Here is a 20418-nt window from a genome sequence, read left to right on the forward strand (position 1 = left end):
CCTTCGCGCGAGCCACTGTGCCCTTCGCGCGAGCCACTGTGCCCTTCGCGCGAGCTGCTGTGCCCTTCGCGCGAGCTACTGTGCCCTTCGCGCGAGCCACTGTGCCCTTCGCGCGAGCCACTGTGCCCTTCGCGCGAGCCACTGTGCCCTTCGCGCGAGCCACTGTGCCCTTCGCGCGAACGGCTGTGTCGTCCGCGCGAGCCACTGTGCCCTTCCAGCAACCGCGGCTCACCCCCTCATCGGCATGGCCATCGCCCCTCGGCTCGGCCCCTCGGGCGGCGGGAGCATCACCGTCAGCGCCTCGATCGCTGGCAGCGCGGGTCGGATCTTCGCGGCCAGCGGGAACGGCGTGAACGGCCCGCTGAACCAGAGCAGCAATACGTAACCGCCGAACGATTGCGCGTAGGTGAACGGCTCTTCATCGGCCAGCGCGACCGTGAAGCGCGCGCCGGGTTTGTCGTTCCCGGGCGCCCGCGCCCGTAGCACACGCTCGAACATCTCGCTGAGCGTGGAGCGCTCGCGCTCGAACTCGGCCTCGGTCAGCCGCAACGAGGGGACCTCGAGCGCGGCGGGGCCGTTCTGCGGTCGCCGCGACAGACCGTAACAGAGCAAGCTGCCCGAGAGGTCGCACACGATGGCGTTCGTGGCCCCCACGCCGTCCTGCAGGGACACGAGGAGGCGATGCAGTTTGAGCCACGCGGGAATCTCGTCGGCCGAGGCCATGGTCGCAGAGCCTACATCCCTACCGCCCGAGGCACAAGACCCGGGCAGACTCTCGACCTCACCCCATGTATCTTCCCCCGCATGGACGCCCAATCCTTCCTGGATCGACTCCGCAACGACGAAGGCGCCGACGAAAAAGAAATCGCAAAGTCGGCTCTTGCCGACAATCCCGATCTTCCCGCGGAGCTGCTCGCCTGGGCCACGCGGGCGATGAACGAAGAGGTCGTGATCGAGCGCGCGGATGCCTCCACGTTCCTCGTCGTAGCCATGGCCGTGACGGACCCCGCCCTGAAGGGACGCCTCCGCCTCGCCCAGGCCGAGATCATGGAGGCCTCGGGGGATTCCCATCAATATGTGCTCGACGCCGCGATCGACGCCGTCGGCTGGGCTCCGGACCTCGCGCGCGCCTACGAGCTGATCTTCGACAAACTCCGCGGATCGTCCGATCTCGACTGGACCGAAGCAGTCGAAAAAATGGGCGGACGGGGCCTCCCCGAGGACGCCCTCGCGCTGCTGCGCCACGTGATCGAGCGCGCCGAGCTCGGCGTCAAGACCGGGGACCCTCCCTATTTTCTGAGGTTTGGCCCCACGGACGGGGCCACGCGCGCGGACGTCCAGGCGCTCCTCGAAAAAGGCCTCCTCGCCGAGGCCCTCGCGGCCCGCCGCGGCGCCACGGGGGAGGATTTTCCCACGGCGCGGCGGGGCGTCTTTCACGGCCCCGCGCTCGCCGTGACACGGCCGTGACATTTCCATGCGAACCTCCGCCTCGTGCTCACCGAACGCGCTGCGCGGCTGCGGGATCTCCTCCTCTTCGTGACGCTCGCGCTCCTGCCTTCGATCGCGGTGGGCGTGCTCGGCCTGCGCGCGATGGAGGGCGAGGAGGCGGCGCAGCGGCGCGAGGCGCAGAGCGCGCTCGACTTCAGCGCCGAGCGGCTCCGGCTCCGCGTCGAGCAGGCCCTCGCGGAGGCCGACGTGGCCCTCGCCGCCGCGCGCTTCGGCCCCGATCTCCGGGACGCCGAGCGCACCCTCGCCGGCATCGCCCCGCCCTTCGCGGCGCCCTTGCTCCTCGATCGCGACCGCGCCCTCGCCCTCCCCGCCGCGCCGCCCGCGAGCGCCGCCCGGCCGGCTTCGACAGAGCATTGCAATACCCTCGCCGCCACGTTCACCACCACGAAACACCCCGACACGCGGAAGGCCGCCCGGAAGGAGCTGCTCGACGTTTGTCCGGAGGTCCGCGGGGCCGGCGGCCGGTTCCTTTATCCCGTCGTCGCGCTCGTAAACCTCTCGGAGAGCGAGGCTCCGGCCCTCATCGCCTGGATCGAGAGCCATGCGGCCTCCTTCGCCCCCGGGGAGCGCGAGGCCACGCGCGAAGAGATCACCACGGCGACCGCCCTCGGGGATGCCTTGCGCGCCCGCGCGCTCCTCGCCTTGAAGGGGTCTCCCTCGACGCGCGGCCGTATCCTCGAAGCCTTGCGCAGCGAGGAGGCCGCGACGGCGCTCCGCGGCGGCCCCGATCACGCCGGCATGCTGCGGTTTCGCGCCCCGGGCGCCATCTTCGTCCTCCGCGCCCTCGACGACGGCCGGATCGCGGGCCTCGTCGTGCACGGCGAGTCCCTCGCCGCCTCCCTCGACGCGGGGTTTTCCGTCACGCAACCCGGCGAGCGCGCCCTCTTCGCCCCGACGGTGTCCTCGTTCGGGGATCTCCGCGGGACGACCCTCCTCTCGCCCGGCCTCGCCATGCACATCGTCCCCGCCGATCGCACCGCGCTCGATCGGAGGGCTGCGCGGAGCCGCCGCGTCCTCGCCGCCATCGGCGGGGGCGCCGTCGTCGTCTCGCTCGGCCTCCTCGCGTTGTTATGGGCGCGCATGCGCGCGGCGCGGCGCACGAGCGAGCTTCGGGTCGATTTCGTCTCCGCCGTCTCGCACGAGCTCCGCACGCCGGTCTCCTCCGTGCGCATGCTCGCTGAGCTGCTCGAAAGCGGGCGCGTCGAGCCCGAGGAGCAACACGAGGTCTTCGAGGCGCTCGCGCGCGAGTCGAAGCGGCTCGGCGACACGGTCGAGCGCATGCTCTCGCTCGGCCGCATGGCCAAGGGTCGGCTCGCCGCGGTGCGCGCCGAGGCCGATCTCGCGGCCGTCGCGGACGAGGCCATCCTCGCCTTCGAGGAGCGATTCCCCGATGTGCCCGCGATCGAGCGCGCCATCGACGCCCCGGCCCCCGCGCACGTCGATCCGGGGCTCGTCCGCCTCGCCCTCGACAACCTGCTCGACAATGCACGCAAATACGCGCCCGACGGCGCGCCGTATCGGGTCGTCGTGCGGCGCGCGGGCGAAGCCATCACGGTTCGCGTCGAGGACCGGGGCGCCGGCATTTCGCGGCGGGATCAAGCGCGCATCTTCGAGCCCTTCGAGCGGCTCGACGACAAGTTGAGCCGAGAAACCGAGGGCAGCGGCCTCGGCCTCTCGCTGGTCCGGCACGTGATGCGCGCGCACGGCGGTACGGCGCGCGTCGAGAGCGAGCCCGGCCGCGGGGCGGCATTCATGTTGGTGTTTCCCGGGGGTTCGGGGGCGAAGCCAGGCTCGTCCGGGCGGAGCCCCCGCGCGCTCGAGGAGAGCAAATCATGAGCACGAAGAGCCCCGCGGGGCGGCAGGAGACCATTCTCCTCGTCGAGGACGACCTCGGCTTGCGCCTCGCCATGACGAAGACCCTCCGATCCGAGGGATTCCGCGTCGAGATCGCGGGCACCGGCAAGGACGGCCTCGAAGCCGCGCTCGCGCAAAAACCCGACCTCGTCCTGCTCGACGTGATGCTCCCCGGCATGAACGGCTTCGAGGTCTGTCAGCGGCTCCGCGAGGCGGACCCCGAGGTCCCCATTCTGATGGTCACGGCCAAAGGCGAGGAGCCCGACAAGGTCCGGGGCCTGCGGCTCGGCGCCGACGATTACATCGTAAAACCGTTCGGCGTGGCCGAGCTCTGCGCGCGCATCGACGCGGCCCTCCGGCGGCGCAGGCGCGCCGAGGTCGAGACCGAGGTCCTCCAGATCGGCGACATCACCGCCGACTTCCGCGCCCACACGCTGAGCCGCAGGGGCCAGCCGCTCGAGACGACCGCGCTCGAAATGCGCCTGCTCCGGTACTTCCTGCGCCACGAGGGCACGCTCCTGCCCCGCCAGCGGATCCTCGATGCCGTGTGGGGCGCCGACTACTTCGGCACCGATCGCACCGTCGACAACTTCATCAACCGCCTCCGCGCCAAGATCGAGGACGACCCGAAGAACCCCCGCCACCTCGTCACCGTGCGCGGCGCGGGCTACCGCTTCACGCGCGCCCCGAGCGCGGACGGCGACTGACCCGCCCCCGGTGACCGAACGGTGACATGGCAGAGAAACTTCGTACAGGAACGCGCCGCATAGTGGTCTCCAGACGGCGCCGCGATGGCAGCCATAGGGGGTTTGGGGCGTAGGACGCCGAAGGCGATCCGCAGCCCCAAGCGCCGACAGGAGGTCTCGTTATGAACAGCAAGCTTGGCCGTGGTTTTGCGCTGGTTTCCTTGGCTTCGACGTTCGTGCTCGGTTGCGCGGGGGAAGGCACCGAGGGGACCGAGGCGCCCGCCATTCAGGCGGCGCCGGCCGGTGAGGCGTCGGTCGCGCTTCGTATCGAGCGGGTCGCGCGCGCGCTCGACCGGGGCGAGGATCCGAAGCAGGCGCTCGATGAGATCGTGACTGCGCTCACGCATCCCGCCGCCACGGCGACCGAGCAGGACGAGGCGACGCTCGTGCAGAGCCGCGCCCTCGAAGCCAACGGCGACATGGAAGGCGCGATCAGCGCCGTCGAGGCCCTCCTCGCGAACCACGCGGGCGATCGAGAATGGTCCTTCTCGTCCGAGGCCGAGAAACGCCTCCGCAAGCTGCTCACGGGCAGCGAGGACACGCCGAAGCGCCGCCTCACCCCGGCCGTGCCGCCGGTCTCGATCTTCGCGGCCGAGCTCGCGAAGTATTTCCCGGCCGACGCGGGCGGTCGGTATCGCGTGCGGGTGCTCGTGTTCGGCGGCGACCGTCAAGTCTCGGGGGATCGAATCGGCACGTTCAACGTGGATGGCGCGCTGCGCGCCGAAAAAGAGAAGACGTGCCCGACGTGCGAGGTGAACGTCCAAAGCACCACGAACCGCGAGACGTCGTGGGTCGGCATTGTCCGCGCGCGCGCCGAGCTCGCCTCGTCGCTCGTCGTTTATTATTACGACCTCGAAGGCGGCGAGATCCCCGCGCGGTATGACGCCGCGTTGCCGCTGCCTTCGGCCGAGATCAAGGCGCGGCTCGCGAAGGGCAAGGGGCTCGTGGCGGCGAAGAAACGCGAGGGCGCGCCGCCCGTGATCCTCATCGCGGCGCCGCGCTTCGCCCAGCTCGACAACGTCGAGACCACGCTCGCCGGGATGGACGAGCTGCCCCTCGAAGCGACGAGCGTCGATGTGCCCGAATCCCTCGAAGCGGAGGAGATCCAGGCCGTCGTGCGGAGCCACTTCGGCGCGTTCCGGGGTTGTTACGAGGCGGTCCTCCAGACGAATCCGGCGGCGTCAGGTCGGATCTTGCTCGATTTCAAGGTGGACCCCGACGGGCACGTGGCGAGCCTGAAGGCCACCGCGGAGTCGGCCGCGCTCCGGTCGATGGAGACGTGCATGCGGGACGCCGCCCAGAGCTTCGTGTTCCCCGCGGCGACGAAGGAGACCTCGGTCGTGTATCCGGTCCTCTACACGCCCGGCTGAGACGATTTCTCCTCGCCCGCTCTCGCCGGCACCACGAGCGCAGCCACGAGATACGTCGCGGCGCCGGCCACGAGCAACCACCGAAACCCCGCGTGCATGGCGACGAGCGTCCCCAGCGCCGTCGCCACCACGCTGGCCACGCCATTGAGCCCCCAGCACCAGGGCAGAAGCTCGGCCGCGCGCGCGTCGAGGAGCCGCACGCCGAGCGGCGTCTGGGATCCGAGGAGCAACCCGAGCGGCGCGAGGAGGGCCAGCGTGAGGGCAAGGCGCAATCCGAAGGGCAAGCTCACGGCGAGGCCGAGGACGCGGCCGAGCAGGAGCGCGTAGATCACGAGCAGCGCCGCGAGCAAGATCGCCCTCGCGCGCGCCGCTCGTTGCGCGCGCTCCACGCCGATCCGCGCGGTGAGCAGGCTCCCGAGGCCCGTCGAGAGCAAAAGCGCCACGAGCACCGTCGAGAGCGCATAGATCGGGTGCCCGAGGTACATCACGAAATACTGCACGAGCGCGACCTCGACGTAGACGAACCCCGCGCCGAGCCCGAGGAAAAAGAGGAGCGCGCGCAGCCTCTGGCCCCGATCGGGCGCCCGCAGAATGGAGACACGACGAACGAGGAGCGGGCCCAGGAGGAAAAGCGCCGCGCTCACGGCGCTCGTGACGAGCAGGCCCACGAGCGTGAGGAGCCCGTGTTGCAATTGCCGCTCGCTCGGGCTGCCGAGCACCGAGACGAGGCGGCGCGCGGGCACGGTGTAGAAAAAGAAGGGGCGGTCGTCGGTGGGCGGGGTGAGGTCGGTCGGGGCGTCGGGCCATGCCTGCCTCGCGTCGGGCAGGGCGGCGAGGCGGCGGCGGAGATCATTGCCGGGCGCGTCGGGGGCGAACACCTCGTAGAAGTGGTTCGTCTGGCAATGGGCGCGGAGCGAGGCGATCTCCTCGGGCGTGAGCGGCGTGCGCTTGACGAGGAGCGAGGTCGAGCGCTCCTTGCCGCAGGCGAAGAGGTGGTCTTTGGGTTCGGCCGCGCCGGTCTCGCGCAGGGCGGCCGCGCCGAGGGCGAGGAGGCGGGGAAACTCGTTGTCCCAGCGATTGACGAGGAGCGTGCCCTCCGGGGTGAGGCGCTCGATGAAATCGCGGAACGCCTCGACCGTGTAGAGGCTGTTCTCCGAGAGCGCGAGCGCCCCGACCGAGGCCGCCGCCCAGGTGTCCACGAGCGAGATCACGATGTTGCGGAACTGCACCGGCGAACGCCGCACGAAGCTGCGGCCGTCGGCGACCGAGACGTGGACCTCGGGCTTTTCGAACAGGCCGCCGCTGAAATCGCGATACTTCCCCCGCATCACGCCGTTGACGATCGTGGGGTTGATCTCCGCGGCGAACACGTCCTTCTGGCCCGCCTTGAGCGCGGCGCGGACGTCGCGCCCGCCTCCGGCCCCGATGACGAGCACGGGCCCCTGATCCCGGTGCAGGACATACGCCATTTCATCGGGGTGGAGCGGCGGCGTCTTGTCCGGCGCGAGGATGGCCGTGGCAGCGCTCGCGTCCATCCGCATCCAGGCCATTCCGTCCTGGGGTTTGTCGACGGTGATGAGCGCCATCTCATTCCATTGCTGGAACTCGACCTGCTTCATGTCGACCCAGCGCAGCTCGCCAAGCACGAGCCAAGGCACGCGCAGATCGGCCGCGAAGAGCACACACGTGCTGAGGACGAACGTGGCGATGACGGACATGGGCGCGGGCCGTTGCGGCCCATACGGCCCCTCCGCCTGCCGCGCGCCGAGGGCGAAGAAGAGCGCGGCGAGGGCGCAGAGCAAGCCGACGACGAGGCACGCGCGCGGGCCGCCCGCCCGGAGCGCGAGAATGGATCCGGCGCCGCCGACCGCGGCCCCCAGGAGATCGACGAGGTAGAGCCGGCTCACGTCCGCCGCGGCGTGGCGCAACGCCGCGGCCACCACGATGCCGATGAAGACGAACGGGATCGACGTCACGAGGTACGTCCCGGCGAGGCGCCCGAGGACGGCGAGGTCGATCGTCTCGATCGGGCGCGTATGCAGGAGCGTCACGACGGCGACGACGGAGGCGAGGCCCGCGAGGCCGGAGAAGAGCCCGAGGCGCGCGAGGAGGTGCGTCGGGCGGACCAGGGCGGGGGCGACGTACAAAAGGACGCCGCCGAGGCCGATGCCGAAGAGCGAGAGCGAAATGGCCAGGAAGGCGAGGTGATGGCCGAGCAGCGCCGAGTAGAGCCGCGTCAGCGCGATCTGGAGGACGATGCCCGCGGCCGAGATGATCGCCACGCCCGCATAAAGGCCTTGCCGTTGGGTGACTCGCACCGCCGGTGTTTATCACGAACCGCCGCGGGGACGGGAGCCTTCGAGGGGCCCTTTTCGCGGGTTCAGCTCACGAGAGACCCGGCGACGCAGCGGCATGCACGGGGGCCCGCCGCGCGCGGAAAGACTGGACCTCCTCGATTTGCGCGCAGAGCCGGAAGAGGCGCGCGTCCTCGCCGAAGCGCGCCGTGAGCATGGTCCCGATGGGCAAACCGTCGGCATTCCAGTGGAGCGGCACGCTCGCCGAAGGCTGGCCCGTCACGTTGAAGACCGGGGTGAACGGGGAAAACGCATACGCGCGGTCCACGGCCATGTCGAGCAGGCGCGGCAGCCGCAGGAGCTCGGGTCGATCGAGCCGCGCCACGAGCTCCTGCATGCCCTCCTCGAGGCCCTTCGCGAGCAGCGTCCCGTGGGGCACGGGCGGCCTGCCGATCGTCGGCGTGAGCAGGATGTCGTGGTCCTGGAAAAACCCGGCGATCGCGCGCTGCACGTCGAAGAGCTTGCGCCGGTAATACACGAACGTCCCCGCGTCCGTGCTCCGGCCGACGAGGTTCAGGAGCCACGTCGTCCGCTCGACGTCCTCGCGCTTCGCGGGGCGGCCGAGGAAGGCCTCCGCCGCGCGGATCTCGGCGGCGACGAGCGCGCTGAAATGCAGGAAAAACCCTTTCGCGAACTCGCGCGCTTCGAAGCGCGGCCGCGCCGGCTCCACGTGATGGCCGAGCTTTTCGAGGAGCTTTGCCGTCTCCTCGACGGCGCGCCGGTTGTCCGGGTGGGGCTCGGCGCCGTGGAGGAGCGGATCACTCGTGAACGCAATCCGGAGTTTCTCGGGAGGCGAACCGAGCGCAGCCAGAAACCCCTGGTACGGCGCGGGCGCGTGGTACATCGCGGTCGCCTCGGGCCCGGCCGTCGCGTCGAGCGCGGCCGCGCTGTCGCGCACGGTGCGGGAAAGGACGTGCTCGGCGGCGAACCCGTAAAAACTCTCGCTCACGTCGGGGCCGACGGGGTTTCGCGCGCGCGTGGGCTTGAAGCCGAAGAGGCCACAACACGAGGCCGGGATGCGGATCGAGCCGCCGCCGTCGCCGCCGTGCGCCATGGGCACGATCCCCGCCGCGACGGCCGCGGCCGCGCCGCCGCTCGATCCGCCCGGCGAGTAGCCGAGGCGCCAGGGGTTGTGCGTGGGGCCATAAAGCTCGGGCTCCGTTGTCGGCAGGATGCCGAACTCGGGGGAGTTCGTCTTGCCGAAGACAACGAGGCCGGCGCGCAGGAATCGCTCGGTGAGCTCGGCGTGGTGGGCCGGGACGTTGCCCCGATAGAGGCGGCTCGCGGCCTGGAGCGGCACGCCGGCATACGCGGTGGCCATGTCCTTCATGAGGAAAGGCACGCCGCGGAAGGGGCCGTCGGGCAGCTCGCCGCGCGCCCGCGCCCGCGCGATGACGTGCATGCCGATCACGATCGCGTTGAGCCGCCCGTTCACGCGTTCGGCGCGCGTGATCGCCTCCTCGAGCAGCTCGGCGGGGCTTACCTCGCCCTTTTTCACGAGCGCGGCGAGGCCGAGGGCGTCGTGGTCGTCGTATTCCTTGAAGCTCACCTTCGTTTACCTACCAGATCGCGCGCGCCCGACTCAACGACGAAGGGCACGCCCGCCGCGCATCTCCTGCGCCGCCGCGCGCATCTTGCGCGCCGCGCGGGGCCGCACCACGCGCGAGGGGTGAAACACCGGGCAGGTTGGTGTATGTAGGGCGACGAGCGAGCCCGGCACGCCAGGTGCTTGGGTCTTCGGTGCATCGAACGAGGCACGATGAAACACCAAATTCTCTTCGGTCTTCTCGCGGTGGGGGCCCTCGGCGCGGCCGGTTGTGGCACGGATTATTCGGGCACGTACAAGGGCGAGGCCACGGAGTCCGGTACGGTGAAGATCGCCGTCCCGCAGACGACGGACGTCGCCAAGAACGAGTCGCCGCCGCGCAAGGTGCCCGACGCGACCGTGACGGTCGCGAAGGACGCGAGCGGCTACACCGTGAAATTCGCGTCCTGCGAGATGAAGGGCGAGGCGTCGACGCCGACGCTCGTGGTCGTGAAAAACACGTGTGACGTCAAAGTGGCGAACTGGGAAGGCAAGCTCCCCCTCTCGGCGACGCTGAACTTCGACGGCACGGGCGCCCTCTCGATGGAGGTCACGGGTACCACGAAAAACGACGCGACCGTCGTTTCGTACGACTGGACGTTCAAGGGCAAGAAGTAACGTTCATTCAGGACAACCGATCGGCTGCGTGGCGAGGACGACGTCGTCGATCCAGATCGCGCGCGCCTCGTCGGGCAGATAGGACTCCCACCCGAGGTAGATCTCGGAGAAGAGCGGCGCCGTCCAAGGAGCCGCGGGGGTGTCCGGGTTCGTGCAGCCGTCCCCGGTCTCCTTCACGGCGAGGCCGGGGACGCCATATCCGTCGACGGAGAGCTGCATCGCGTTGTTCTGCCCGTCGAACTTCCATTCGAAGCACGTCCACCGCCCCACGGGTATGGTCACCTCGTGCGAGTGGGCCCAGCACGCCGTGTGGGGGGCGCTCATGGGATCTTCGTAATAATCGGGCGTGTCGTAAAACGCCGTGAGCTGGCTGCCGAGGAACGATCCCATCGCATCGAACACCGGATGGTGCACACCATATCGGTAATAGGCCTTGTAGTTCTGTCCAGGGACGCGCCCCTGCGCCGTCACGAGCCCGATGCCCCCCGGCTCCATGGGCACGGATTCGACGAACAACATCGCCCGACCATAAAGCACGTTTCCCTCCGGGGGGAGCACCGAGGTGTCGTCGAGCGCGAGCATCACGGTCCGGAAATCGCCGCTCATGGCAGTCGAGGTCGCCGTGACCTTCACCGCGCGCGAGCCGCTCCGGGCGTTCTCCGAGGAGACGACGACGGACCCTCCCACCTCGACGGTGCGCCACTTGCCGCCGGGTTTGTCGCTGTCGGCGTACGATTCGAAGTCGTCGCAAAGGAGCGCCGTGTCGCAAATGCTGACGAACTGTCGTTCCTCGGTCGTGCACCCGGCGGCGCCCAGGGCGGCCGCGAGGAGGAGGAGCGCTGAGAGGTTTCCGTCGTTTCGCATGCCGCTATTTATCACGGCGCTCGGCGAGACGGCAGGGGTCAGCGGCAGCCCTCGGCGCGGGACCAGTCGAACGTGTCGTCCTTGAACTCCCGTGTCGACTGCGATTTTCCTCCCATCGTCAAATCGACGGTCTGCTCGAACCGAACGTGACGGGGCCGAAGCGTGCGTGGATCGGTCTCCGCCTCGGTGCGCGTGATACGGCGGAGATTTTCGATGGGCATGTCTTTGGGGAAATGGGGTCCGGCGACCTCGCGGAGGAGGTTCGCGAGTCCCTGCTCGGCCTTTTCCCCCGCGAGGGTCTGGGTGATCGACACGCGGACGAGCGCGTCGTCGCCCTGGACTTTGCCGTGGTGCTCGAAGCGCATGCGCACAGGGACCTTCTCCGCGCCGGCCGGGACCACGTCGTCCGCCTCGACGACCTCGCCCGGCGAATTCGAGAGCCCGATCCACGCGCCGACCCAGGAATTCCAGGCGTCCCCCACGGAGGCGGCGAGCTGCGCCTGCATCTGCGGCGAGCGGAGCGCCTGCGCCATGAACGCGGAGAGCTTCGGGTTCTTGGTGATCGCCGGCGTGGCCAGCAGCCGCTCGATGACCTGATCGAGCTCGCGGGCCTCCAGGTACTCGCCCTCGGCCGAAATGATCATGGGCACGGGCATGCTGAGCAGCGGGAGCACCGGGGCGAGCTTTTCCTGGGCCTCGGGCGTGGTGGCGTCCTCGCCGTCAATCTCGAGGAATTCGGTGCCCTCGACGCGGACCTCGATCCTGTCGTTCTTGGCAGGGCGGGCTGCGACGAAGAAGCGCATCTTCACGGTCTTGCCCCGCTTCTCCGAGACGCGCAGGACGGGGACGCGGCAAGGCACTTTCCACCCGAAGGAGAAGACGTCGACGTTCGTCGCGGAAGGATCCGCGGCCTCGTCGGGGCTCCCCGCGGACGAACCGGAGGCGGGCGTGGCCGGGTCTCTCGTGGCCTCGGACGAGGCGCCGCAGGCCGCGGTGAACAGGAGGAGCAGCAGGGGAAGGAGCGCGTTCTGCATGAGCGCGCGCAGCATCCTCCCCTTCGGCCCTCGCGATCCAGTGATTTTTCCTTGGGGCCCTTCCCCCGCGTTGCGCCTTGACGCACGGGAGGACGGACGAACATCATGGCGCCCGTGACCGGAGCGCCCGAGCGCGTGGAGGAGACGATCAGCGCCGCCGAGCGCCGGCAGCTCGGCGTGCATTACACGAACGAGGCGTTCATCCTCCGCACGATCCGGCCGCTCTTCCTCGACGCGCTCGAAGCCTCGCTCGCCGCGGCGCGCACGGCCGCCGCGCTTCACGCGTTCGTGGAGCGGCTCCTCGGTCTGCGTTTCCTCGATCCCTCGTGCGGCGCGGGAAATTTTCTCGTGGTTGCATACCGAGAAGTACGCAGGCTCGAAATCGAGGCCCTCGTTCGCCTCCGCGCGCGGGGCACGGCCCTGCCGCGCCGGGTGCGGCTCGACCAATTTTGCGGGATCGAGATCGACGCGCGCGCCGCGGACGCCGCGCGGATTGCGCTGGAACAGGAGGCCGAGGGCCACGACATCGTGGGCCCGCGCGACGAAGCGCCGCGCATCACGGTCGGCAATGCGCTGCGGATCGACTGGAACGACGTTTTGCCCGCCGAGCGCGCGTCGTTCGTCTTCGGAAATCCGCCCTTCGTGGGCATGGCCTGGATGAGCCCCGAACAGCAGGAGGATCGCCGCCTCGCCTTCGAGCCGCTCGACACGCGCGGGATCCACGCCGGCAGGCTCGATTATGCCGCGGCGTTCATCGCCCGCGCGATCACGTACGGCGCGGGCCACCCCGTCCGATTCGCGTTCGTCGCCACGAACTCCCTGACCCAGGGCGAGCAGGCGCGGAGCCTCGGCCCGCTGCTCTGCCGGTACGGGGTTCGGATCGATTTCGCGCATCGGACGTTCCACTGGGCGAGCGCATCGAGAGGGAAAGCGAACGTCCATGTGGTGGTGCTCGGGTTTTCCCGCGGGGACACCGGGCCGCGCCGGATCTTCGATTACCCCGATCCGCGAGGCGAACCCGTGGAGCGGGCGGCGGCGAACATCAATGTGTATCTCGCCGACGGGCCGGACGTCGTACCGCGAAAACGAAAAACTCCGCTCGGCGCCGGTTATCCTGCGGGCACGAAAGGCAACCAGCCGACCGACGGCGGCCACCTCGTCGTCGAGCCCGCAGACCACGCCGCGGTGATGGCCGATCCCGTGGCCCGGCGTTACGTGCGGCGGTATCTCCAGGCGTCGGCGTTTCTCTGGGACGAGCCGCGCCATTGCCTCTGGCTCGAAGGCGTAGGCCCCGAGGAGATCACGGCGTCTCCGGTTCTGCAACGGCGTATCGAGGCCATTCGTCGGCTGCGCCTCGCGTCGCGCACGCCGTCGGTGCGAGACCTCGCGGACAAACCGTGGCTGTTCACGCAGATCCGGCAGCCCTCCGTCCGTTACCTCGCGCTCCCGGAGGTCTCCTCGGAGAACCGCCGCGTGATCCCCGCGGCGTTCCTCGATCCGGAGGTGATCGCCGGCAACAAGCTGATCACGTTCCCCGGCGCCGACGACTGGCTCTTCGGGATGCTGCAATCGAGCATGTTCATGGCCTGGGTGCGCGCCGTGGCGGGGCGCATGAAGAGCGACATCAGCATCGCGCCGCACCTCACCTATTGCACGTTCCCCTTCCCCGAACCCGACGCCGAAGGCCGCCGCCGCGTGGAGGAGGCGGCCCGCGCCGTGCTCGACGCGCGAAGGACGTTCCCGGGCAAGAGCCTCGGCGAGCTTTACGATCCGCGGGGAATGCCCAAGGAGCTGGCGCGGGCCCACGATGGGCTCGATAGGGCCGTGGAGGTGCTTTTCGAGGGGAGAACGCCGCTCCGCACGGAGGCGGACCGGCTGCGGGCGCTCTTCGAACGGTATGCCGTGCTCAGCCTTGCGGGCCGCGCCTGACGCCGACGGCGTCGAGCGCGCAGAGCTCGTCCCCGCCAAAGACATTCGATCGCGTGAGGAATCGCATGCCCTCGGGGGATTCGATCGAGAAGCCGGCCCCGCGGCCCGGGACGGCGTCAATCACGAGCTGCGTGTGTTTCCACAGCTCGAACTGCGCGCCGCCGATGTACACGGGGCAGCCCTCGATCTCGCCGAGCAAGACGTCCCGCTCGCCCACCTTGAACTCCCCACGGGGGTAACACATCGGGGCGCTGCCGTCGCAGCAGCCCCCCGATTGGTGGAACATGAGCGGGCCGTGACGCACGACGAGCCGCCGGATGAGGCCGATGGCCGCCTCCGTGGCCGTGACGCGCGGCGGGGCCGAGGCTTCCATCAGAAGAACCCCAGCGCCTTCGGGCTGTAGCTGACGAGCAGGTTCTTCGTCTGCTGGTAATGCGAGAGCATCATCTTGTGCGTCTCGCGCCCGATGCCCGACTGCTTGTAGCCGCCGAACGCCGCGTGCGCCGGATAGAGGTGGTAGCAGTTCGTCCACACGCGGCCCGCCTGGATCGCGCGGCCCATGCGATACGCCGTGTTGATGTCGCGCGTCCACACGCCGGCGCCGAGGCCATACAGCGTGTCGTTCGCGACAGCGAGCGCCTCGGCCTCGTCCTTGAACGACGTCACGCTCACGACAGGCCCGAAGATCTCCTCCTGGAAGATGCGCATCCGGTTCGTGCCCTCGAAGATCGTCGGCGCGACGTAATACCCATTGTCGAGATCACCGCCGAGCCGCACGCGCTCGCCGCCGATGAGGCACTTCGCGCCCTCCTTCTTGCCGATGTCGATGTAGGAGAGGATCTTCTCGAGCTGATCACTCGACGCCTGCGCGCCGATCATCGTCGTCGGATCGAGCGGGTTGCCCTGCTTGATCTTCTTCGTCCGCTCGACGGCGCGCTCGATGAACTGGCGGTAGATCTTCTCGGCCACGAGCGCGCGCGACGGGCAGGTGCAGACCTCGCCCTGGTTCAGGGCGAACATGGCGAACCCTTCGAGCGCCTTGTCGGCGAAATCGTCGTTCTGCGCGAAGACGTCTTCGAAGAACACGTTTGGCGACTTGCCGCCGAGCTCCAGCGTGACCGGAATCAGGTTCTCCGAGGCATATTGCATGATGAGGCGGCCCGTCGTGGTCTCGCCGGTGAACGCGATCTTCGCGATGCGCGGGCTCGACGCGAGCGGCTTGCCGGCCTCGAAGCCGAAGCCGTTCACGATGTTGACGACGCCCGGCGGCAGGAGGTCGCCGACGAGCTCGGCCCAGAGCAGAATCGAGGCCGGCGTCTGCTCGGCGGGCTTGAGGACGACGCAGTTGCCGGCGGCGAGCGCGGGCGCGAGCTTCCACGCGGCCATGAGCAGCGGGAAGTTCCAGGGGATGATCTGGCCGATGACGCCGAGCGGCTCGGGGAAATGGTAGGCGACGGTGGTGTCGTCGATCTGGCCGATCGTGCCCTCCGAGCCACGAATACAGCCCGCGAAATAACGGAAATGGTCGATGGCGAGCGGCAGGTCGGCCGCGAGCGTCTCGCGCACGGGCTTGCCGTTGTCCCACGTCTCCGCGACCGCGAGCTTTTCGAGGTTCTGCTCCATGCGGTCGGCGATCTTGTTCAGGATGTTCGCGCGATCCGTCGGCGAGGTGCGACCCCAGGCGGCGCGCGCGGCGTGCGCGGCGTCGAGCGCCTTGTCGATGTCCTCCGCGGAGGAGCGCGGGATCTCGCAGAAAGGCCGGCCGTTCACGGGGGAGATGTCCTCGAAATGCTCCCCCTTCACCGGGGCGACCCACTCACCGCCGATGTAGTTCCCATAGCGGGACTTGAACGCGACCTTGGAGCCTTCTTGGTTGGGCGGCACGTACACCATTGCGATTTCCTCCGCAGCGTGTCTCGCCCCCCGACGTGCCCCCCGCGGGCCGCCTCGGAGGCGAGCGAGGAGCAAACTCCCCGGGGTGGCCGGTGTCAAGGGGGTTTCCGGGCGCAGCAAGGCCGCGGCTCGGCCCGCGTGTGTGGTAACGTCGACGTCATGCCGGATCTGATGTCGGAGAACCACATCGGCCCCCTGATCTCGTCGTTCCTCGTGGACGGCGTGGGTACGCTGGGTTTCGTCGCGCTCTCTGGCGTCGCGCTCCTCGCGCGGGTCCGCAAGCGCGCGGAGGCACGGGCGGCCGAGGCCACGTTCGACGGCGAGAAGCCGCTCGTGGCCGGCGAGGCGGTGCTCTTCGGCAAGGTCGAGCGGGCGGAGGGGTCGGACACCACGGTGCGCGTGGAGGTGGATCAGGAAGGCGAGGAGTCCGAGAGCTCCGGCGTGTGGTCGCACAAGTGGACCGAAAAGAAGCGGCGGGTCTTCGTCGCGCCATTTTACCTGCGCCTCGCGTCCGGCGATCGTGTGCGGATCGAGCCGCGGGACGACGTTTTCCTCGTGGACGAAATGGACGGGCTCGTCCGCGTCGATCTGAAGGCCCGCATACGGTACGCCGAGCTCACGCCCGGCGAGCGCGTGTACGCCGCGGGGGTGCTCTCGCGCGCGCCGGATCCGGAGGCGCAGCCGGCGGCGGGTTATCGAACGGGGGGCGAGGGGTACGTGCTACGGCCGCCGCGCAGCGGGCGCATGCTGCTCTCATCGCAGCCGCTCGGCGAGCGTTTCCACGAGCGCGCCCGCTTTCACGGGCGCTGGGCGATGTGGATCGCGCTCACCGCGCTCGCGTTTCACATCATGTTCCTCGGCTATCACATCCGGCGCTGGGCCGGCACGGACACGACGGCCACCATCCGCAAGCTCGACCATTACGTCACGGAGAGCGACGACACCATCACGCACCATTATCGGGTATGGCTCTCGACGCGGGACGAACTCGTGGTCAACGACGAGGTGGAGGAGGAAGACTTCGCCTGGATGCACGAGGGCCAGATCTTGCCGGTGCGGCTCGTCGAGGGGCAACTCGCTTCGAACACGACGATCGGGGGTCACCTGACGGTCCACCACCTCGCCTGGAGCGTGGTGCCGCTGCTCCTCGGGGCGTGGCTCATCTACCGCGTCCGCGAGCGCTCGACGCGCCCCTGGTACGAGCGCGAGGTCGTGGATGAGGGCAAGGGGAAGCTCGAAGAGACGCTCGAGGCCGAGAAGAAGCGAAGCCGGCCGCCCCAGACCTGACGCGTCTTATTGAGCCACTTCGATAAGTTGGCGAGGGAGTTCGGGCTGGATTTCATCACGGGAACGGATTAGGGTCCCCACTGCCGTGAGGGGGAGTAGGCTCCGCGCGGCGCATAACCACAGGGGTATACGACATGGCAAAGCACAGTTTCTCGGTCAATTTCCCCGGCGCCGCGGTTGACATCATCGCGAAGGCGAGGGGCGCCATCGAGAAGGCGGGCGGCAAGTTCGGCGGCGACGAGAAGAAGGGTGATTTCTCGGTCCCCACCCCGGCTGGCACGGTCAAGGGCGTCTACACGATCACGGGCCAGGCGTTCGCCGTGGACATTACGGACAAGCCCTTCGTGGTGCCTGGCAGCGCGATCGAGTCGCAGGTCAAGAGCTTCCTCAGCAAGGCTTGAGCAAGCGGCGCGCCGGGGTTTCACCCTGGACGCGCGGCGACAGCGCGCGATGCGCGCTGTCGCCATGGAAATCGTCGCAACCATATACACCAACGCCGCCGTTTCTGCTGGCGAGGTGATTTGTGGTCTTGCCACAGGCCCGTCGGAGAAACCGCGCGATGCGCGGTTTCTCCGTTTTCGGTCCAGGCCGTGCCTGGTCCGGGGTGAAGGGGGCGGACAGCCCCCTTCTTCTGGGGTTCATGGCGACGCCCCGCGCTTAGCGCGCCCCGCTGCGCTCCACGCGCCGCGCCGTGCGCAGACGGGCGACCGGGAAACGTCCGACCACGTTGCGGAGCCGCTGCGCCGTGGTCTCGTCGATCCCCTTTTCGGTGCGCACCACGACACGTCCGCCTTCGAGCCGCAGCACGATCGTCCCGGTCGCCCGGGATCGGCCGAGGACGTCCTCGATGTCGGCGGCGAGCTCCGCCGGCGCCCGGCCTGAGAGCCGCGCCACCTTCCCCGCTTGCGCCTCCACGACGAGCAGCCGGCGCGTGCGCTCGACCGAAACGATCACGACCACGACGAACGCGACGAGCCCCAGGGCGACGAGCCAAGCCACGCGCCAGCATAGCAAGATTGCGCGCGCGTCGCCGCCCCCGGCCCGGCGGGCGCCGCGGCCCGCCGCGGCTTCATGCGGAGCAAGGCAAACCCCACGAGGGCGCCCACGAGCACGATCACGACGACCACGTAGATCCACGCCCGGGAAGGAGCCGCGGCCCGCGCCTTCTTCGGCGCGATCGGTCTCCCTGGCTCTTCCTTCACGTTGCGGATCGTGGCCTCCTCGGGCTCGGGCCCCGCGGCCGCTTCCTCCGTCTTCTTGTTCTGCGCCGCCGCGGCCGCCGCCGAGGCATTGAGCGCGGCCGTCGCCTTGGCGACCTCCTCCGAGATCTCGGCCTGATCCCCGAAATCGGCCGAGTCAAAGATCGACGCCAACCGCTGCCCGCGCGACTCGGGCCCGACGAGCCCGCTCACGCTGCGCTTCAGCGTCATCGAGGGCGGCGCGCCGACGATCGTCGGCTCGCTGTCCGGCGAGACGAGCCTCGGGCTCCGCGCGGTCGTCGAAGGGAGGCGTCGCGCGAGCGCGAGTTCGGGCATCCGCGAGAGGACCGCCGTGGGCTCGTCGTCGCCGCCGGTCGGCGTCGTCTCGTCCTCGTCGGTCGAAGGCACACGCAGGGCCTCATGGGGCGCCGTGGAGGCGAGGCTGCCGGTGAGCTCGTGGTAGACCGCGCGCACCGCGGCTTGCATCTCGCGCGCGGTCTGGAAGCGGTCCTTCCGGTCGAAGGCGAGCGCGCGGGCGAGGAGCGCGACGAGGGCGCGGGGGGTGCCGGGCGAGACCATCGCGAGCGAGGGCGCGGGCGTCGTGACGGCGGCGACGAGGGACTCCTGGGGCGTCAGGTTGCCGTGGACGAGCTGCCCCGTCAGCAAGGTGAACAGGGTGGCGCCGACCGCGTAGAGATCGGAGCGCTCGTCGACGAGCTCCCACTGCCCGCGGGCCTGCTCGGGCGGCATGAAGGCGGGCGTGCCGATGACGATGCCGTTCACCGTCAACGCCTTGCCGCGGGGGGCCTCGCGGAGCTTGGCCACGCCGAAATCGAGCATCTTGATCTGGCCGGTGCGGAGGAGGAAGACGTTCTCCGGCTTGAGATCGCGGTGCACGACGCCCTTCTCGTGGGCCGCGGCGAGCACGTCGAGGATCGGGTCGGCCATGGAGAGCACGTCCTCGAAGTCGAGGCTGCCGCCGCTTCGAAGGCGGCGCGCTTCCAGCGTCTCGCCGTCGAGCAGCTCCATGACGAGGAAGACGCAGCCGTCCTCGTCGACGTCGTCGTCGAGGATCGAGACCATGCCTGGGTGGCTCACGGCGTTGACGGCGTAGGCCTCGCGCAGGAAGCGGCTGCGGGCGTCGGCGATGGCGTTGAGCTCGGGGTGGATGATCTTGATGGCGACGCGTTTGCCCGTGCGGTGGGTCGCGGCGTAGACCGCGCCGAACCCGCCTGTCCCGAGCACGCTGTCGAGGCGCCACTTGTCCCGGAGCACGCGCCCCACGCGCTGTCGCGCGATCTGGGTCGCGATGCTCAGGGGGGCGCTGTCCATGCGGGCGCGGAGGGTACCAGAAGTCCCACGAAAGGGGGAACCGACCTCGGCGCGGTGCGCCCGGCGTCGTGCCCGGGGCGCTCGGGCGCGCGCCGGAAGTCCGCGCTGGCCGCCGCCCGCGCACCGCCCAGGGCCAAGCTGTTCTTCGTGCCAAACACGTGGCCCCCGCACCCCAGGTTTTTCCGCGGAACTTCCAAATCGATCGAACCGTTCGAAGAAAATCAACGAAAGTACGCAACTGGAGTACACCTCCGGTCGATGGACGGGCGCGAGCCTCAGAACGCGCACGAGCGGCGCGTGCGAGGACCGTTCCAGAAAAACCCGATCCCGGTAGACGAGCACCATGAAACCTTCCCGTCCCCCCCGTCGTCCCCCGTTTCAAAACCCCTCCCCCCGGGGTTCGTCCGGACGTCCCACCCGCCTCCACCCCCCCGATGCCGACGAGATCCGCGCCCTCGTGGCGGGCGTGAAGGAGAAGCTCGTCCACGCGGACGATTTCGGCGGGGTGATGGACGCGTTTTTCGAGCACCTCGGCACGGATCTCCGCTTCCTGACAAACGGCGTCCGCATCGACGAGCGGCCGCTCGTCGGCTCGCTCGTGCCCATGGCGGAGCAGATGGCGGGCCGGCCGCTCCGCCTGAAGGAGATGAAGCTGCTCCGGCTGCACGAGTACCGCCTGACGCACGGAATGCTGTATTTCGCGGGCTGGCTCGGCGTCGTCCTCCTTTTCGAGGACATCGGCACGGGCGTGCTCGCCATGAGCGAGTCGGACCTGCGCGGCCCGACGCTTTATGGGCGATTCAAGTTCGTGGCGTCGGAGCGGCCCGCCAAACCGCCGAACTGA

The 20418-nt window shown here is 69.5% G+C and carries 18 protein-coding genes; 9 read left to right on the top strand and 9 right to left on the bottom strand.

Annotation, left to right across the window (positions count from 1 at the left end; translation table 11 throughout):
• Positions 1-228: 228 nt before the first annotated feature.
• Positions 229-723 carry a hypothetical protein gene (locus tag QHF89_RS36220; RefSeq protein WP_136970506.1) on the bottom strand — a complete coding sequence of 165 codons (495 nt, stop codon included), beginning with the start codon at positions 721-723 and terminating at the stop codon, positions 229-231.
• Between the two features lie 81 nt (positions 724-804).
• Here QHF89_RS36220 and QHF89_RS36225 point away from each other — a divergent pair, with 81 nt between their 5' ends.
• From QHF89_RS36225 to QHF89_RS36240, 4 genes are all read left to right on the top strand, one after another.
• Entirely contained in the window at positions 805-1467 is a 663-nt protein-coding gene (locus tag QHF89_RS36225) for a hypothetical protein (protein WP_136970505.1), read from the top strand.
• Positions 1468-1491: 24 nt separating this feature from the next.
• On the top strand, positions 1492-3345 hold the full coding sequence (locus QHF89_RS36230; RefSeq protein ID WP_136970504.1) for a sensor histidine kinase: 1854 nt from the start codon (positions 1492-1494) through the stop codon (positions 3343-3345).
• A complete protein-coding gene (locus tag QHF89_RS36235) occupies positions 3342-4070 on the top strand; it encodes a response regulator transcription factor (protein WP_136970503.1) in 729 nt (242 codons plus the stop codon). The genes QHF89_RS36230 and QHF89_RS36235 overlap by 4 nt, the downstream gene beginning before the upstream one ends.
• Before the next feature lie 161 nt (positions 4071-4231).
• Positions 4232-5479, top strand: a complete 1248-nt coding sequence (locus QHF89_RS36240; RefSeq protein WP_136970502.1) for an AgmX/PglI C-terminal domain-containing protein — start codon at positions 4232-4234, stop codon at positions 5477-5479.
• Here QHF89_RS36240 and QHF89_RS36245 read toward each other — a convergent pair.
• The gene (locus QHF89_RS36245) at positions 5464-7797 is read right to left on the bottom strand and encodes a spermidine synthase family protein (protein ID WP_136970501.1); all 2334 of its coding nucleotides are present in this window, start codon (positions 7795-7797) and stop codon (positions 5464-5466) included. The genes QHF89_RS36240 and QHF89_RS36245 overlap by 16 nt on opposite strands.
• A 67-nt stretch (positions 7798-7864) precedes the next feature.
• On the bottom strand, positions 7865-9382 hold the full coding sequence (locus tag QHF89_RS36250) for an amidase (protein ID WP_284721377.1): 1518 nt from the start codon (positions 9380-9382) through the stop codon (positions 7865-7867).
• Positions 9383-9592: 210 nt separating this feature from the next.
• On the opposite strand from QHF89_RS36250, the gene QHF89_RS36255 reads away from it, so the two are divergent.
• A complete protein-coding gene (locus tag QHF89_RS36255) occupies positions 9593-10036 on the top strand; it encodes a hypothetical protein (protein WP_136934796.1) in 444 nt (147 codons plus the stop codon).
• 3 nt (positions 10037-10039) lie between these two features.
• On the opposite strand, the gene QHF89_RS36260 is transcribed toward QHF89_RS36255, so the two are convergent.
• Positions 10040-10900 carry a hypothetical protein gene (locus QHF89_RS36260; protein ID WP_136970500.1) on the bottom strand — a complete coding sequence of 287 codons (861 nt, stop codon included), beginning with the start codon at positions 10898-10900 and terminating at the stop codon, positions 10040-10042.
• A 38-nt stretch (positions 10901-10938) separates the two neighbouring features.
• Positions 10939-11934 carry a hypothetical protein gene (locus tag QHF89_RS36265; protein ID WP_136970499.1) on the bottom strand — a complete coding sequence of 332 codons (996 nt, stop codon included), beginning with the start codon at positions 11932-11934 and terminating at the stop codon, positions 10939-10941.
• A 105-nt stretch (positions 11935-12039) separates the two neighbouring features.
• Between QHF89_RS36265 and QHF89_RS36270 the strand changes: the two genes are divergently transcribed.
• Entirely contained in the window at positions 12040-13863 is a 1824-nt protein-coding gene (locus QHF89_RS36270) for a DNA methyltransferase (RefSeq protein WP_136970498.1), read from the top strand.
• On the opposite strand, the gene QHF89_RS36275 is transcribed toward QHF89_RS36270, so the two are convergent.
• A complete protein-coding gene (locus QHF89_RS36275) occupies positions 13841-14236 on the bottom strand; it encodes a DUF779 domain-containing protein (protein ID WP_136970497.1) in 396 nt (131 codons plus the stop codon). The genes QHF89_RS36270 and QHF89_RS36275 overlap by 23 nt on opposite strands.
• Positions 14236-15756, bottom strand: a complete 1521-nt coding sequence (adh, locus tag QHF89_RS36280) for an aldehyde dehydrogenase (protein WP_136970496.1) — start codon at positions 15754-15756, stop codon at positions 14236-14238. Before adh ends, QHF89_RS36275 begins: the two co-directional genes overlap by 1 nt.
• A gap of 159 nt (positions 15757-15915) precedes the next feature.
• On the opposite strand from adh, the gene QHF89_RS36285 reads away from it, so the two are divergent.
• Both QHF89_RS36285 and QHF89_RS36290 read left to right on the top strand, forming a co-directional pair.
• A complete protein-coding gene (locus tag QHF89_RS36285; RefSeq protein WP_136970495.1) occupies positions 15916-17043 on the top strand; it encodes a hypothetical protein in 1128 nt (375 codons plus the stop codon).
• Between the two features lie 134 nt (positions 17044-17177).
• On the top strand, positions 17178-17444 hold the full coding sequence (locus QHF89_RS36290; protein ID WP_136934803.1) for a hypothetical protein: 267 nt from the start codon (positions 17178-17180) through the stop codon (positions 17442-17444).
• Positions 17445-17700: 256 nt separating this feature from the next.
• Here QHF89_RS36290 and QHF89_RS36295 read toward each other — a convergent pair whose 3' ends face one another.
• Both QHF89_RS36295 and QHF89_RS36300 read right to left on the bottom strand, forming a co-directional pair.
• Positions 17701-18042, bottom strand: a complete 342-nt coding sequence (locus QHF89_RS36295; protein ID WP_284721378.1) for a DUF3634 family protein — start codon at positions 18040-18042, stop codon at positions 17701-17703.
• On the bottom strand, positions 17994-19574 hold the full coding sequence (locus QHF89_RS36300; RefSeq protein ID WP_284721379.1) for a serine/threonine-protein kinase: 1581 nt from the start codon (positions 19572-19574) through the stop codon (positions 17994-17996). The genes QHF89_RS36295 and QHF89_RS36300 overlap by 49 nt, the downstream gene beginning before the upstream one ends.
• A gap of 457 nt (positions 19575-20031) precedes the next feature.
• On the opposite strand from QHF89_RS36300, the gene QHF89_RS36305 reads away from it, so the two are divergent.
• Positions 20032-20418, top strand: a complete 387-nt coding sequence (locus QHF89_RS36305) for a hypothetical protein (RefSeq protein ID WP_136970492.1) — start codon at positions 20032-20034, stop codon at positions 20416-20418.

Origin of the sequence: Polyangium sorediatum (assembly GCF_029946465.1) — a bacterium.
Classification (GTDB): Bacteria; Myxococcota_A; Polyangia; order Polyangiales; family Polyangiaceae; genus Polyangium; species Polyangium fumosum.

Excerpts from the sequence above, each read along its gene's own strand:
- QHF89_RS36265 (WP_136970499.1), bottom strand. The coding sequence starts at position 11,934 with ATGCAGAACGCGCTCCTTCCCCTGCTGCTCCTCCTGTTCACCGCGGCC.
- QHF89_RS36275 (WP_136970497.1), bottom strand. The coding sequence starts at position 14,236 with ATGGAAGCCTCGGCCCCGCCGCGCGTCACGGCCACGGAGGCGGCCATC.
- QHF89_RS36235 (WP_136970503.1), top strand. The coding sequence starts at position 3,342 with ATGAGCACGAAGAGCCCCGCGGGGCGGCAGGAGACCATTCTCCTCGTC.
- QHF89_RS36300 (WP_284721379.1), bottom strand. The coding sequence starts at position 19,574 with ATGGACAGCGCCCCCCTGAGCATCGCGACCCAGATCGCGCGACAGCGC.
- QHF89_RS36220 (WP_136970506.1), bottom strand. The coding sequence starts at position 723 with ATGGCCTCGGCCGACGAGATTCCCGCGTGGCTCAAACTGCATCGCCTC.
- QHF89_RS36285 (WP_136970495.1), top strand. The coding sequence starts at position 15,916 with ATGCCGGATCTGATGTCGGAGAACCACATCGGCCCCCTGATCTCGTCG.
- QHF89_RS36260 (WP_136970500.1), bottom strand. The coding sequence starts at position 10,900 with ATGCGAAACGACGGAAACCTCTCAGCGCTCCTCCTCCTCGCGGCCGCC.
- QHF89_RS36255 (WP_136934796.1), top strand. The coding sequence starts at position 9,593 with ATGAAACACCAAATTCTCTTCGGTCTTCTCGCGGTGGGGGCCCTCGGC.
- QHF89_RS36270 (WP_136970498.1), top strand. The coding sequence starts at position 12,040 with ATGGCGCCCGTGACCGGAGCGCCCGAGCGCGTGGAGGAGACGATCAGC.
- QHF89_RS36225 (WP_136970505.1), top strand. The coding sequence starts at position 805 with ATGGACGCCCAATCCTTCCTGGATCGACTCCGCAACGACGAAGGCGCC.
- QHF89_RS36240 (WP_136970502.1), top strand. The coding sequence starts at position 4,232 with ATGAACAGCAAGCTTGGCCGTGGTTTTGCGCTGGTTTCCTTGGCTTCG.
- QHF89_RS36290 (WP_136934803.1), top strand. The coding sequence starts at position 17,178 with ATGGCAAAGCACAGTTTCTCGGTCAATTTCCCCGGCGCCGCGGTTGAC.
- adh (WP_136970496.1), bottom strand. The coding sequence starts at position 15,756 with ATGGTGTACGTGCCGCCCAACCAAGAAGGCTCCAAGGTCGCGTTCAAG.